This is a genomic window from Amphritea opalescens, from assembly GCF_003957515.1.
GTDB lineage: Bacteria > Pseudomonadota > Gammaproteobacteria > Pseudomonadales > Balneatricaceae > Amphritea > Amphritea opalescens.
In genome coordinates this window covers 47439-62275 of the sequence record NZ_RQXW01000005.1, presented here as the reverse complement: position 1 = coordinate 62275, position 14837 = coordinate 47439, and the positions used below count along the sequence as shown (strand labels likewise).

The window sequence follows — 14837 nt, the reverse complement described above, 5'->3', positions numbered from 1 at the left end:
AGCAATGAAAGAAAAAACACCTGAAATTGTTCCTATGCGACACTTAATTGCAATAAAGTTTATTTTTCGCCATTTTCGACTGAGAAAGTGATTTTTCCGGCCACAAGATTCCGGTATTATTTATCGGTTGAACACACCGTGGTACAGAACCACTTTTTTTTCAGAGGATATGGCTAGGACAATGCAACTTTCCGATCGCGTTAACAGCATCAAACCTTCTCCCACTCTGGCAGTGACTAACCGCGCTGCTGAATTACGTGCTGAAGGTAAAAACATTATTGGCCTGGGCGCCGGCGAACCTGATTTTGACACCCCGGATCATATTAAAAATGCTGCAATTGAAGCCCTCAACAATGGCTTCACGAAATACACAGCGGTTGATGGCACGCCTGGTCTGAAAAAAGCGATTATTGCAAAGTTCAAACGGGATAACGGCTTTGTCTATGAAGCCAATCAGATTCTGGTGTCTTGTGGCGGTAAGCAAAGTTTCTTCAATCTATCGCTCGCACTATTAAACCCCGGCGATGAAGTGATCATCCCTGCGCCTTACTGGGTGTCCTATCCCGATATGGTGTTGATGGGTGAAGGCGTGCCGGTCATTGTGACTACCACCCAGCAAGCCCGCTTCAAGATCACCCCCGCACAGCTAGAAGCGGCCATTACCCCCAAGACTCGTCTAGTGGTGCTAAACAGCCCATCCAACCCGACAGGTGTTGCCTATACCGAGGCTGAGCTACGTGCCTTGGCCGATGTATTAGCTAAACACCCTGATGTGCTCGTCGCCACTGATGATATGTATGAACACATCCTGTATACCGATGCCCCGTTCATCAACATCCTCAACGTCGCCCCCGAGCTTTATGACCGCACCATTGTGCTAAACGGTGTATCTAAGGCTTACTCTATGACCGGCTGGCGTATCGGTTATGCCGCAGGCCCTGCTAAGTTGATCGGCGCGATGAAGAAGATTCAATCGCAAAGCACCTCTAACCCGACCTCTATTTCACAGGTTGCTGCCCAAGCGGCCCTAGATGGTGATCAGAGCTGTGTTGCAGGGATGGTTCAAGCCTTTAAACAGCGGCGCGATTTCGTCATTGAAAAGCTCAATGAGATCGACGGTGTTGAGTGCATCCCCGCTGATGGCACCTTCTATGCGTTCCCAAGCTTTCAGCAGGTCATCGATAATGATGACCGGTTTGCCAATGATATCGACCTAGCTGAATTCCTATTAATGGAAGCCGGTGTTGCACTGGTGCCGGGTTCAGCCTTTGGCGCACCGGGCAATATGCGCTTATCCTTTGCGACCTCGCTGGATATTCTTGAAGACGCGATTAGCCGTATCAAGGCAGCACTGCAGAAGTAATGCTCCCTTTCTCTATGAAAGCCGGGCTTGCCCGGTTTTTTTTCGCCCGATAACTGTGCAACCGGTTTAACACAATGCCTCTTGCGCACCATCGTTGACGGTTTACAGGCGGTTAAAAATTATCTTAAAATCTTCGTTTGCTTTTACCTAAACGACACTTATAATCGTGCCCTTATAATTTCAAGACGACCGGTCTAATCAGAATGACTCGACCCAAGAGAAATGAACACAATAAGGAAAGGATCCTGCAGACCGGCATGGAGCTGTTTAACCGTAAAGGTTATCACGGCACCGGACTGAAAGAGATTCTGGATGCTTGTCAGGTGCCTAAAGGTTCTTTCTATAATTATTTTGCCAGTAAAGAACAGTTCGCCGTGGCCGTATTAGAATATAGCCACCAACTGGACGATGAAAAATGGGAGTCATGGAACGCGCATTCAACCGGTGATATACGCACCCAGTTCCGCGCGTCACTCAACCTTTTCATCGAGGAATATAAAGAGGACCCGATCACCACCGGTAGCTTGCTCACCAATCTCATGGGCGAGATCGGTAATGCGAGTGATTCATTTCGCCAGATTATCGATTCATCCTGCAGCCGCGTTATCGACTGTATTGAAATACATTTCCAAAACGCACAACAGGAAGGAAGCTTTCGTGACGACCTTCCCGCACGGGCATTAGCTCAGTTATTCTGGGATTGCTGGCAAGGCGCGCTACTACGCACTAAAGTAGAAGCCTCGACCCAACCCTTAAGTGACGCCGCCGATATGCTATATACACTCTTTGCACCACTTAACCCCGAGCAACAGGGATGACTCCAATGATAAAAATTAATCACCTTTTAGCCCCCGTCATTATCGGTGTGGCACTGACCATCACGGCGCCTATACAGGCGGCGGGCCTTCCGGCGGAAGTTGTTCATGTCAAAAGTGCACCACTGGTGCATCGGATCGAGGCGGTTGGAACACTCAATGCCAATGAGTCAATCATCCTGCGTCCCGAACAAAGCGGCGCCATCGAAAAAGTGCTGTTCACCGAAGGCAGTGCGGTTAAAGCGGGCGATAAACTGATCGTGCTCGAATCGTCACTCTATAAAGCCCAGCTGCAAGAAAGCAAAGCCCGCGTCAATCTGAGCCGTATCGACTATCAACGTGCCGATAGCTTAGTCAAAAAACGGGTGGGCTCTCAGCAAGATAAAGACTCCTCTCTAGCTCAACTACAGGTTAACCAAGCCCAACAGGCCGTGGCACAAACCAAACTGAATAAAATGACCATCAGTGCCCCCTTTGACGGCGTTATCGGTTTACGTAAATTCAGCCCCGGTGACTATGTCAATATTGGCCAAGACCTAGTGCAACTGACCGATATCAGCATTATGAAGGTCGATTTCAAAGTACCGGAAAACCAACTGCCTAATATCCATATCGGACAGCAGGTGAAGGTCCTCGTTGATGCACTACCGGGAGAAAGTTTCACGGGTGAGGTCTACGCCATATCGCCCAACATCGATGCCCGTAACCATAACATCGCTATCCGCGCCAAAATTGAAAACAGAGATCAGTTGCTACGCGCCGGTCTATTTGCCCGGATACAGATTATTACCCATATCGATGATCACGCGATCATGGTGCCAGAAGAGGCTATCATCCCTAAAAACGATCAGTTCTTTGTTATGACCGTCACCGACGAGAAGATTGATATGGTGCCGGTTAAGCTCGGTATTCGCCGTGACGGCGCCGTCAACATTCTCTCTGGCCTATCGGTCGATCAGGTGATTGTCACCGCCGGTCAGCTGAAACTATTCCCTGGTTCCCCCGTTACTCCGGTTTTCGTTGATGGGACCCAACCACCTTCCGCCCCAGCGGCTGAACAGCCTGGAGCCTGAGCATGATTCTTTCTGAAATCAGTATCAAGCGACCGGTACTCGCGATCGTCATGAGTCTGTTGATATTACTCGTGGGGGCGGTTTCCTATGATCGCCTGACCGTCCGAGAATATCCTAAAATCGACGTACCGGTAGTCACGGTTGAAACCAGCTACCCCGGTGCGAGTGCATCGATTATCGAAACTCAGGTGACCCAGATTATTGAGGATTCCTTATCGGGTATCGAAGGCATTGACTATATCACCTCGGTGAGTCGGTCCGAATCGAGCCAGATCACCGTGACCTTCAAACTCAGTCGCGATCCCGACGATGCCGCCAGTGATGTCCGCGACCGTGTAGGTCGAGTGCGCGGCAACCTGCCGGATGATGTCGAAGAACCCATCACGGCGAAAACCGAAGCCGATGCCCAGCCGGTGTTCTGGCTGGCGCTATCCTCCGATAACCACTCCATGATGGAGATCTCTGAGATCGCCGACCGGATGGTTAAAGACCCGCTGCAAACCGTCGATGGTGTGGCCAATGTGATGCTGTTTGGTGATCGTCGTTTCGCCATGCGTATCTGGCTAGACCCGTCTCGAATGGCGGCCTATCAAATTATTCCACGGGATATCGAGGCGGCCCTAAGTAGCCAGAACATCGAAATTCCTGCCGGCCGTATCGAGAGTAATCAGCGTGAATTTAGCGTGCTCGCTCGTACCGATCTGAATACCGTGGAACAGTTCGAAAATATCATTATTCGGAATGAAAACAGCTACCCGGTACGCATTAAAGATGTCGCTCGCGTGGAAATTGCCCCTGAGGATGAACGGAAAAAATCACGTTTCAGGGGTAAGCCTGCCGTCGCACTGGGGGTGGTCAAACAATCCACCTCGAACCCTCTGGATGTTTCCAGCGGGATTCAAGAACGCCTACCGCAGATTAAAGCCGCCCTGCCTGAAGGGGTGAATATTGATATTGCCTATGACTCATCGATCTTTATCTCTGAGTCCATCAAATCGGTATTTCAGACTATTTTTGAAGCCAGCCTGCTGGTTGTCGCGGTTATCTTTTTCTTCCTGCGTAATATTCGCGCCACATTAATTCCGATTGTCACCATTCCTTTATCACTGATCGGTGGCTTTGCACTGATGCTGATGATGGGTTTCAGTATTAACACCCTAACGCTGCTCGCGATGGTGTTGGCGATCGGATTGGTGGTCGATGATGCGATCGTGATGCTAGAAAACATCTACCGTCACGTCGAAGAAGGCTTATCACCGATACAGGCCGCCTTTAAAGGCAGTAAAGAGATCGGTTTTGCCATTGTCGCCACAACCCTAACCTTGGTAGCGGTATTTGCACCGGTAGCCTTTACACCGGGCCGGACAGGTAAACTCTTTACCGAATTCGCCCTCACACTGGCAGGCGCCGTGCTGGTTTCCGGCTTTATCGCCCTGTCGCTCTCTCCGATGATGTGCTCTCGTTTGTTGCACCATGAAAAACGTCACAGCTACATCTTCAATCTGATCGAAGGCTGGATCAACAGCTTAACCAACGGCTATCAGTCACTCTTGAAAAAAGTGCTGCGTTCACGTCTGTTGGCGGTGGTGATGATGGTGGGGAGTCTCGCCGGTGCTGGTTTCCTCTTTAACCAACTGCCACAGGAACTCGCCCCCGTCGAAGACCGCGGTACGATTCTGGCGATGTCTATCTCCCCTGATGGCGCCTCTGTCGATTATGTCGACCGTTATGCCAAACAGGTTGAGGGGATGTTAGCGAAACAGCCTTCCGCTGATCGCTTTTTCACCATCGTGGGTTTCCCCACCGAGACCAACTCAATGTCATTCCTCGGCCTCAAGCCTTGGGATGAACGGTCGCAAAAACAACAAAGCATCGTCGCTGAACTGACGCCTCAACTCTTCGGTGGTGTCATCGGCACTATGTCATTTGCAATGAACCCACCATCCCTCGGACAGAGCTTTATCTCCCGTCCAATAGAGTTCATTGTTAAATCCAATACCGATTTTGCTGAGCTGAAAACCATCGCTGATCAGTTGATGGCGCGTATCTTGAAAAATCCAGGCTTTATTCAACCGGATATCGACCTCAAGCTGAACAAACCGGAACTGACTCTCAACGTCAATCGGGATAAAGCTTCGGAAATGGGCTTGGATATCAACCTGATCGGTCGCAGTATCGAAACCTATATGGCGAGCCGTAATGTCACCCGCTTTAAAAAGGATGGTGATCAGTACGACGTTATTCTGCAGGTAGAGCCCTCGCTTCGTCGCAGCCCAAGCGACCTAAGCAATCTCTATTTGCGCACTAATGATGGCCATATGGTTCAGCTGAGCTCAGTGGTCGATATTAAGGAGAGTGTGGCGCCGAAAGAACTCAATCACTTTGATAAAATGAAAGCGGTTAAGTTTCAAGCGATTCTGGCGCCCGGTTACAGTGTCGGCGATGCGCTGGATTTCATTGAACAGCAAATGGCTGAGATCAGCCCAGAAACGCTATACGATTTCGGCGGGCAATCTCGTGAGTTTAAGAAGTCCGGTAGTGGCCTGATGTTGACCGCCGCCTTAGCACTCATCTTCACCTTTTTGGTGTTAGCAGCGCAGTTTGAAAGCTTCCGTAACCCGATGATTATCATGCTATCCGTGCCACCGGCATTGTTTGGTGGTCTGTCGGCCCTGTACTTTACCGGCGGCAGTCTGAACATCTATAGCCAGATAGGTTTGATTACCTTGATAGGTTTGATTACCAAGCATGGTATTCTCATAGTAGAATTTGCGAATCAACTTCAGGATCAGGGACGCGATCTCCAGGAGGCCATTATTGAGTCGGCCACCATGCGATTACGCCCTATTCTGATGACCACCGGCGCGATGGTACTCGGTACGGTACCTTTGGCTATCGCCTTTGGCGCCGGTGCCGAGAGCCGCCAGCAAATAGGCTGGGTTATCGTCGGTGGCTTAACATTCGGCACCGTATTAACCTTATTTATCGTACCGACCGTTTACAGTTATTTAGGCCGGCGTCTGTTCAAGAAAGTAGAGCCGGACATTCATCTTATGGAACAAGGATCAGAGAAGTGAAAGTCATTCAACGTACCCTTCATCGTACTCTGATGGCGACAGCCATCAGCTGTGCCCTGATTGCTCCGCAAGTCAGTGCCGGTGCACTGGCTAATATTTATCAACAAGCCCTCGCCCAAGACCCACAGCTGAAAGCGGCAGAAGCGGCATCGAAAGCAGGCCAAGAAGCCCTGCCCCAAGGCCGTGCCGGATTATTACCCACGCTTTCTCTGACGGGTAACACCACTTGGGTCAATTACGATTCCATCGACTATAACAATAATGGCTATACCGTCAGCCTGAGCCAGCCGCTGTTTTCAGCGTCGGCATGGTTTACCTACAAGCAGGGTATCGCCCAATCTGAAGCGGCATCACTGCAGTTTGATCAGGCACAGCAAAACTTAATTCTGCGCGTCGTCAGCAGCTATCTCGACGTCTTGCGGGCACAAACCGCACTCGAGACATCACAAGCCCAAGAACGAGCGATCAAGCGTCGTCTCGATCAGGTAAATGCACAGTTCGAAGTAGGCCTTATCGCGATTACCGATGTTCAGGAGGCTCAGGCTACCTATGATAATGCCAAGGTCACCCGTATTCTCGCTGAAGGCGATCTGGATAACAGCTTTCAAGCACTGGAACGACTGACCGGACAGCCCGTTGGTAACGTTGACCCGCTAGCGGCAAACTACCCGGTAGAAAACATCAGTCCGGTAGAACCAGAGGCATGGATAGAAAAAGCCCAAGCCGGTAACCTCGCGCTAAAAGTAGCCGAAGCGACCACCGAAGCGGCCCGTCGTCAATCGCAAGCCGCCGGCAGTGGCCACCTACCGACCCTGTCACTTACCGCTAGCCATGATAAGGACAGCAGCTCAGCTAGCTACCCCGATGGTGACTGGGAAACCAATCAGATCGGCTTAACATTATCGCTGCCCATCTATTCCGGCGGCTCCATCAACTCCCTTAGCCGCCAAGCGAAATACGGTTTTAGCGAAGCCAAATATAATCAGGATGATGCCCTTCGAGGGGTAATTCTGGAAACCCGCAACCTGCTACGCAACCTTCAGACCGGTGTATTGAGTGTGGCGGCCCGTAAGCAGAGTATTAAGTCCAGTGAAACCGCGTTAAGAGCGACCGAAGAAGGCTTTAATGTGGGTACTCGTAACGTGGTCGATGTATTACAAGCAGAGCAGCAGCTGTATACGGCGCAGCGCGACTATGCCGATGCCCGTTTCGAATATATCCAGAACCTGTTTAACTTTAAGCAGCAGATCGGCACCCTCAGCCCTGACGATGTGATCGGCCTCGATCAGTGGATGAAACAAGACTAAGGTTATTTGTTCCCACAAACAGAAATAACCATTAAAAAAGGCGGATATCACTGATATCCGCCTTTTTTATTTCGGGCAACCGCATACTCAACATCGCAACCACTTAGACAATAACTTAGCTCATTAGCTTAGCTCATCTCATTAGCTTAGCAGCCCTACGACAACATCGGCATCACTGAAAGATCAATCCTGCACCAGGATTTCAGTGAGGCCGTTCTTCTCGGCATATTCGGCTAACTTACCATTGGCCTTCATTTTCAGCAGAAAAGCATCTACCTCTTTTAGCCAGTCGGTTTCACCTTTAGGCACCGCATAGGCATAGTTCGTTTTTGCAAAAGGTTGATCCGGTGCCAGCAAAACGGCCCAATTCGTCAATGTGACCATCCGCTTTGCATAGGGGTAGTCGCCCATAAACACATCGGCGCGACCACTAAGCACTTCCTGCTCACGCGCTTTAAAGCTATCCACCACGGAGACCTCTGCATGCTTAAAGCGTGCCTTAACCACGGGTTCCATATAGGTGCCCTTTTGCACCACAACGACCACGCCCTCTCGGTCAATCTTATCCCAACGGTCTAACTCAATATTATTTTTTGTACCCACCCCATAGATACCGCTGGCAAGATAGGGCTGTGAAAACTCCATGTAGGGTTTGCGATCATCACGAACACCAATAGCATGCATCGCAATATCACAGGCATTATTCTGCATATTTTCAACCAACAGCGAGAACGAGCTGTCCACAAAGGTCAACTTGACGTTCATGCTTTTGGCCAGCTCACGGGCCATATCGATATCAATACCTTCTAAGCGATGGGTACGGGGGTTACGGTAACTGATCGCGAAATAATCTGGCCAGATACAGACCTTAATCTCTCCCGCCATCTTGATCTTCTCTGCCCGCTCACTCGCTAGCACCGACTCAACGGAAATGGCCATAACAGTGGCAAACAATAATGAAGGGATGCGATACTTATTCTTCATAAACATAACTTCCTGAAGGGTGGCTGGTATCAAATAGTTTCTAAGGTACAATATCTTATGTGAGCTATGGCCGCGTTTGTAGCGTTTCTTTGAGTTAAGTTGTAAATATATGCGCAAATATGATGTAAAAAAGCCCCCTTCTTTCACAAAATGGCTCTACGGAGGACTGATTTGTGCGATTAGTCTTATCGGTATAACGCTGTGGCTCAGCTTTCTTCAGAGTGTTGATGAGAGAAACGAGCGTTCAGCACTGCATGCTCGCATGATTCAAAGCACCATCACGCGGACATTTGAAGCCCTAGAGATCACCCTTATCTCGCTCTCAGATGATCTGCGCGCGGGTAACCTGAGCCCTGAGCATATTAATGATATGCATAACCGCGCACTCAAAACGCTTAAATTCGCGCCTCAGCTTCGACAAATTACGGTTGTTAAAGGCAGTAACACCATTATTGATACCCACAACGACGCCAACGACAACATCAACCTGAATATACTCGGATTAAACGATAGTTACCCAAACCCATTTTCTTTAGGGCTGATGATCGGCACGCCGCTCAAGGGACGTTTTCTCCCCAAAGAGGGTTACTTCCCCGAAGAAGGCAGCATCCGCAGCTTAATCCCGATCGGTTTTGAAACCCGCGCGGCTGACGGTGACAAACTATTAATTATCGCCACCTTTAACCCAAGCTATTTCAAACGTTATATCAATGATCTAAACCTTGAAAAAGCGGATAGCGTTTACCTCACCGACTTTAACGGTAACGTCGTACTGCAGAAAGGCCTTTACGGCCCTAACCGTCCCCGAGTGATCAGCAATATTAAAGCCGCGTTAGCCGAGAACGCCGATGTTGGCAATGCCGATAGCTCACTTAGCCCGATTCAATTTTCGACGATCAGTACAGAACTACTATCCAAATATCCGCTGGCCGTCTCGGTGGTCACGGATCATAAACACTCATTAATCCTGTGGTTGAAGCAGAAAAACGGGCTCATTTTTATTCTCTTCATCGCGATAGCCGCACTCAGTTTCGGTACCTTTTTCCTCGTGCGCACCAGTAAAAGCGCACTCAAAATGAAAGACGAGGTTCACCTGCTATCCCAAGTCGTCGAACACAGCCCAACCATTATTGCGATTACCGACCCCGATGGCGCAATAGAATATGTCAACGCAAGTTTCGAAAACATTACCGGTTATAGCCGCGACGAAGTCATTGGCCAAAACCCTCGCGTACTCAAATCGGGCGACACCCCTGACAATGAATATGAGGCTATGTGGGAGATATTGGTCGATGGTGGCACCTGGACCGGTGAGTTTCACAATAAGCATAAAGATGGCACGCTGTACTGGGAATATGCCTCCATCAGCCCTCTCATTAATGAAGATGGGGCTATTACACACTTTATCGCCCTCAAACGCCCGATCACCGATGAAAAAGCAGCCCAAGAAAAACTCCGACTCGCGTCAGATGTCTTTAGTTCCGCGGCTGAAGCGATCATGGTCACGGATAGAAACTCCCGTATTCAGATGGTAAATCCCTCGTTTGAACAGATCACCGGTTATCAACAGTCGGAAGTGTTAGGCAGAACCCCCGCCATTCTAAAATCAGGCAAACACAGCGAACATTTTTATAAAACCGTCTTTGAAGAACTCGAAGCGAAATGTTTCTGGGAAGGCGAGATCTGGAATCGACGTAAAAACGGTGAGCTCTACCCTCAGTGGGTGGTCATCTCTTCTCGTTTTGACCCTCAAGGTGACCTTGAAGGTTATGTTGCCCTATTCAGCGATATTACTAAGCGTAAACATAATGAAGCGGTGATCATTCATCAGGCCAACTACGATGCACTGACCGGACTTCCCAACAGGAATCTCTTCGAGGACCGCTTGAATCAAGCCATTGCGTTCTCAGAACGCAGCCAGACCAAAGCCGCGCTGCTATACCTCGACCTCGACCGCTTTAAATATGTCAACGACACCTTTGGCCACTACACCGGCGATTTACTACTGCAGCAGGTCGCTGAACGGTTGCAGGCCTGCGTCCGTAAAAGTGATACCGTTGCTCGACTCGGCGGTGATGAGTTCGCCATTATCGTGCCCGAACTCGAGAAGCTGTCAACCATCGATAATATCGCAGACAAAGCACTCCATGCGCTATCCCTTCCCTACCAGCTTGATGGCCATGAGGCCTATATCTCCTGCAGTATCGGTATCGCTATCTACCCTGACAATGGCGCCATCAGCGAAAAATTGGTGATCAATGCCGATAACGCCATGTACAAGGCGAAAGAAGCCGGACGTAATACCCGAGATTACTTCAATGAGGATATGAATGAAGACTCAAGAAAACGTAGTTTACTTGAGCAGAACATGTATAAAGCGCTGGAACGGGGTGAGTTTTACTTGGTCTACCAGCCTATCTGGTCAACGGATGGGCAGAATATAGAATCGGTAGAAGCCCTTATCCGCTGGCTACACCCGGAAAGAGGCACGATTTCACCGCTGGAATTTATTCCGCTGGCCGAAGAGTCAGCTTTGATTCATAGTCTCGGGGAATGGATTATCCAAGAGTCTTGTCGGTTTGTTAAACAACTACGTACCTGCTTCGGTGAAGCGCCAGTAGAAATACCGAAGGTCAGCATTAACATCTCGAGTGCTCAGTTCCTTCGAGGTAACGTCGCCGATATATTAAACCGAGAGCTCGCAGCCTTGTCACTGAATGGGACAGATATTTTAGTCGAGATCACTGAAAGCGCGTTAATGATGGATCAAAAAAGGATCTACAGCCAACTCGACAACATCGTCTCCCAAGGCATCGATATCGCTATCGATGACTTTGGTACCGGCTATTCTTCCCTTAGCTATCTCAAAAAATATCCCGTCAAACGGTTAAAAATTGATAAATCCTTTATCGATGATCTCGTCACCGATAAGGATGATCAGGCGCTGGTATCAGGGATTATCTCACTGGCCAACTCTCTCTCCTTAAAAACCATCGTCGAGGGCGTGGAGACACAGGAACAGCTCGATATACTGCGGCAGTATGGTTCACCGATGATACAGGGTTACTTATTAGCTAAACCGATGACCGATGATCTCTTGTTGGATCTACTCAAGAGCCGTCTAGCTCAGGTTTAAATAGGCCGGCCCCAGTGCTTAAAGGATTAAGCGCTGGGGCGGTAAACGTTTTGGCCCTCTACGCGAAACGGCCAATCAGATCAAAATCTTAGCTAAGCCGAGAAAAGAGAAAAAACCAATCGCGTCGGTGAAGGTGGTGAGCACCACACTGCCGGCCACCGCTGGATCGATCGACATCCGCTGCAGAATTAACGGAATAAAAATCCCCGCCACCACGCCGGTGATCAAGACGATCATCAGCGCGATACCAAATACGGCGCCCAGCATCGGGTCGCCAAACCAATAGAGCGCTATCGCCGCCACCGTTAACGCCCAAACGATACCATTCAGAAACACCACAGAGGCTTCATGGATAATTAACTGGGTAATATTGGTCCGGCCTATTTGATTTAATGCCAACCCTCGGGTGACGATGGTCAGTGTTTGCGAGCCGGCCACCCCGCCCATACTCGCCACCACGGGCATTAAGACCGCCAGTGCGATCAGTTGCTCGATAACCGCTTCAAACAGCCCGATCACCCACGCCGCCACAAAGGCGGTTACGAGATTGATCCCTAGCCAGTAGCCACGCTTATAGGCGCTGCTCAAGATAGGCGAGAACATATCGGTATGATTTTTCAAACCGGCAGAGCTCAACACTTTCGCATCGGCCTGCGCCTGAATCACATCGACCACATCATCGATGGTGATACGCCCCAACAAACGGTAATTACCATCGACAACAGGGGCAGAGAGCAGATCGCAATCCTGGAATATCCGCGCTACTTTTTCTTGGCTGGCATCGACCGGAATAGCCTGAAAGGTATGATCAAGAATATCGGCGACTAAGGTATCGGTAGGCAGGGAGACAATATCGCTGAGCGGCAACACCCCTAACAGTTTATTGGTGCGATCGACCACCATTAAACTATCTAACTGCTCGGGCATATCCCCCTCTTTGTTTCGCAGCAACCGCAAGTAACGTAACACGGAGAGAATCGACACATCGGCCCTAACGGCGGTGGTATCAGTATCCATCAAACCACCGGCGGTATTATCAGGATAATGCTTGACGCTGTTATAGCGACGTTTACGCAACTCATCCATCGCAGCGATCATGGCGTTGATCACCGTGCCGGGCAGATCCTCATCAATATCCGCCAGTTCATCGGGCTGCAGCAGAAACAAACTTTCTAACAGTTCATCGTGGGAGGTGTTATCAATCAGATACTGACGTACATCCCCACTAACACTCTTGAGCACACCGGCGCGTTTTTGGACATCCAACACATCCCAGATAATGATCCGCTTTTCGGGGGCCGAGCCCTCAATCAACCGAGCCGTTTCACTGGCGCTGACCTCGGCCAGCAGATTATTGAGTGTGACCTCGTCTTCTCGCTCGATCGCCTTATGGATCTGATCAATACGTAGATTTACCTGGGACATGCATACCGCTCCTGATTGCCTAACTGACTGAACATCATTACCGCTGTTGCGTTAACCGCTATCCGTTAGCGCGTCACCGCCTGATATAACAACCTGATTTAACGACGGAATAACATTCGTTCTGCTAACTTATCAGTTTCTGACAAAATCGAACATAGTCTCAGTTTAACCGGTGCTCAGAATAACTCGATAAACAGATCGCACGGCCATGATGATGGACCTCGACCAATGCTTTATGCAGGCTTTTAATCGTCGCCTCATAGTCCGTTTCTTGGATCACAAACTGCATATCCACCTGGCGCATCGACTGATGAATAGCCAACACACTGATATCACCCTCGGCAATCGCACACACCGCTTTTGCCAAAATACCGGGGACTTCCATATCACTACCAATCGCCGACACGATAGCGACCTTTTTATGATCTAATTCAGCATCGGCAAAACGTTCAGCTAAGGCCGCCCGTATACGCTTAACGGTTTTCAGATTCGTCGCCAGATAGTGCGTAATCGTATTGGCATTCACATCCTTCGAGACGATATGCGCCCTGAAACGTTTGATCAACGCGAGAATCTCCCGATCATACTCACCTAAACTACCGGCCATATCCTGATCAAAAAGCTCTAACGCATACACTCCACGGCAGCCGGCAATGATCTCTACCCGCGGCGTATCACTCACATAGTCACCGGTAATCAACGTACCGGTATGCTCAGGCTCGAACGTATTTTTTACCCGTAGCGGTACATTGTGCTGGCGCAGGCCTTTGGCGGCTTTCGGGTGAATCGCTTCCATCCCTAGATTAGCTAACTGATCCGCTACGTCGTAGTTGGTCCGGCCAATCGGCACCGCATTATCTTCCCCCACTAGCCGCGGATCCGCACTGCTAAGATGAAACTCTTTATGAATAATCGCTTCACGGGCCTGAGTAAGCACCGCCAAACGACTAAAGGTCATCTCGCTATAACCCCGATCAAAGGAGGACATCAGACCATCCTGGCTATGGGCATAACCGGTCACAACCGGTAACTGCGTATGCAGGTCTACATGCTTAAAAGCAGAGCAGATACGCTCATCTAAGGACATATGCCGATCGGTGTCCCAACCAGTCAAATCCACATAACAGGCGTTGACACCATCCCGCTTTAACAGCTCAACCATATTCCACGCACTGTGCGCTTCACCAATACTCGCGAGCATCTCCCGCACGGTGGTTAGGTGAGCATCCAAGGCGAAATGCCCATGCATACACAAGCTATGAAGATCCGTCAGACACTTCTGCGCATCCTGCAGCCGCTCATCGATAAAGTTATTCGCCCGAATCAGCGCCTCGCCTTTACCAAACAACAGCAGGTTATGATCGTACATTTCACATTTAAGTTGCTCTAACGCCACCAGCCAGCTGCGATCTTCAATACTGCTGGCAAATAGACCATAAACACCCGGCTGACCGCTACGCTTATGCTCCAGCAGTTTATCGGTAATACCGCCGTAGGCTGAGACAACAAATACCCGCTGATAAAGGCTTTCTGGGTTCGATGGTTTAAAAATAATATTATCGCGTACCGACACATAATCAGACATCGATGTGCCGCCGATTTTTTCTATAGTATGCATAACTCTCAGAACTTTTAGATAATCATAATATCGCCCTAA

The 14837-nt window shown here is 49.6% G+C and carries 9 protein-coding genes; 6 read left to right on the top strand and 3 right to left on the bottom strand.

The window, feature by feature from the left end; translation table 11 throughout:
• The first annotated feature begins 181 nt into the window (after positions 1-181).
• The 5 genes from EH243_RS06830 (at position 182) to EH243_RS06810 (ending at position 7635) form a co-directional block, all read left to right on the top strand.
• Positions 182-1363 (top strand): pyridoxal phosphate-dependent aminotransferase, encoded by a 1182-nt coding sequence (locus EH243_RS06830; protein ID WP_126157903.1) that lies wholly within the window; start codon positions 182-184, stop codon positions 1361-1363.
• Positions 1364-1566: 203 nt separating this feature from the next.
• Positions 1567-2181: a TetR/AcrR family transcriptional regulator gene (locus EH243_RS06825; RefSeq protein WP_126157902.1), complete on the top strand. Its 615-nt coding sequence runs from the start codon at positions 1567-1569 to the stop codon at positions 2179-2181.
• A gap of 5 nt (positions 2182-2186) precedes the next feature.
• The gene (locus EH243_RS06820; RefSeq protein ID WP_241235014.1) at positions 2187-3251 is read left to right on the top strand and encodes an efflux RND transporter periplasmic adaptor subunit; all 1065 of its coding nucleotides are present in this window, start codon (positions 2187-2189) and stop codon (positions 3249-3251) included.
• A 2-nt stretch (positions 3252-3253) separates the two neighbouring features.
• On the top strand, positions 3254-6328 hold the full coding sequence (locus EH243_RS06815) for an efflux RND transporter permease subunit (protein ID WP_126157900.1): 3075 nt from the start codon (positions 3254-3256) through the stop codon (positions 6326-6328).
• Complete coding sequence (locus EH243_RS06810; RefSeq protein ID WP_241235013.1) at positions 6325-7635, top strand: TolC family outer membrane protein; 1311 nt, start codon at positions 6325-6327, stop codon at positions 7633-7635. The genes EH243_RS06815 and EH243_RS06810 overlap by 4 nt, the downstream gene beginning before the upstream one ends.
• A gap of 183 nt (positions 7636-7818) precedes the next feature.
• Here the strand turns inward: EH243_RS06810 and EH243_RS06805 are convergent, their stop codons facing one another.
• Positions 7819-8619 carry an ABC transporter substrate-binding protein gene (locus tag EH243_RS06805; protein WP_126157899.1) on the bottom strand — a complete coding sequence of 267 codons (801 nt, stop codon included), beginning with the start codon at positions 8617-8619 and terminating at the stop codon, positions 7819-7821.
• Positions 8620-8728: 109 nt separating this feature from the next.
• On the opposite strand from EH243_RS06805, the gene EH243_RS06800 reads away from it, so the two are divergent.
• The gene (locus EH243_RS06800) at positions 8729-11755 is read left to right on the top strand and encodes an EAL domain-containing protein (RefSeq protein WP_126157898.1); all 3027 of its coding nucleotides are present in this window, start codon (positions 8729-8731) and stop codon (positions 11753-11755) included.
• 75 nt (positions 11756-11830) lie between these two features.
• Here EH243_RS06800 and mgtE read toward each other — a convergent pair whose 3' ends face one another.
• Positions 11831-13180 carry a magnesium transporter gene (gene mgtE, locus EH243_RS06795; RefSeq protein ID WP_126157897.1) on the bottom strand — a complete coding sequence of 450 codons (1350 nt, stop codon included), beginning with the start codon at positions 13178-13180 and terminating at the stop codon, positions 11831-11833.
• A 160-nt stretch (positions 13181-13340) separates the two neighbouring features.
• On the bottom strand, positions 13341-14798 hold the full coding sequence (locus tag EH243_RS06790) for an aspartate kinase (protein ID WP_126157896.1): 1458 nt from the start codon (positions 14796-14798) through the stop codon (positions 13341-13343).
• Between the last annotated feature and the right edge of the window lie 39 nt (positions 14799-14837).

What these genes read in the sequence shown, in the direction of transcription:
- EH243_RS06830 (WP_126157903.1), top strand. Translation starts at nt 182, where the DNA reads ATGCAACTTTCCGATCGCGTTAACAGCATCAAACCTTCTCCCACTCTG.
- EH243_RS06825 (WP_126157902.1), top strand. Translation starts at nt 1,567, where the DNA reads ATGACTCGACCCAAGAGAAATGAACACAATAAGGAAAGGATCCTGCAG.
- EH243_RS06820 (WP_241235014.1), top strand. Translation starts at nt 2,187, where the DNA reads ATGATAAAAATTAATCACCTTTTAGCCCCCGTCATTATCGGTGTGGCA.
- EH243_RS06815 (WP_126157900.1), top strand. Translation starts at nt 3,254, where the DNA reads ATGATTCTTTCTGAAATCAGTATCAAGCGACCGGTACTCGCGATCGTC.
- EH243_RS06805 (WP_126157899.1), bottom strand. Translation starts at nt 8,619, where the DNA reads ATGAAGAATAAGTATCGCATCCCTTCATTATTGTTTGCCACTGTTATG.
- EH243_RS06800 (WP_126157898.1), top strand. Translation starts at nt 8,729, where the DNA reads ATGCGCAAATATGATGTAAAAAAGCCCCCTTCTTTCACAAAATGGCTC.
- mgtE (WP_126157897.1), bottom strand. Translation starts at nt 13,180, where the DNA reads ATGTCCCAGGTAAATCTACGTATTGATCAGATCCATAAGGCGATCGAG.
- EH243_RS06790 (WP_126157896.1), bottom strand. Translation starts at nt 14,798, where the DNA reads ATGCATACTATAGAAAAAATCGGCGGCACATCGATGTCTGATTATGTG.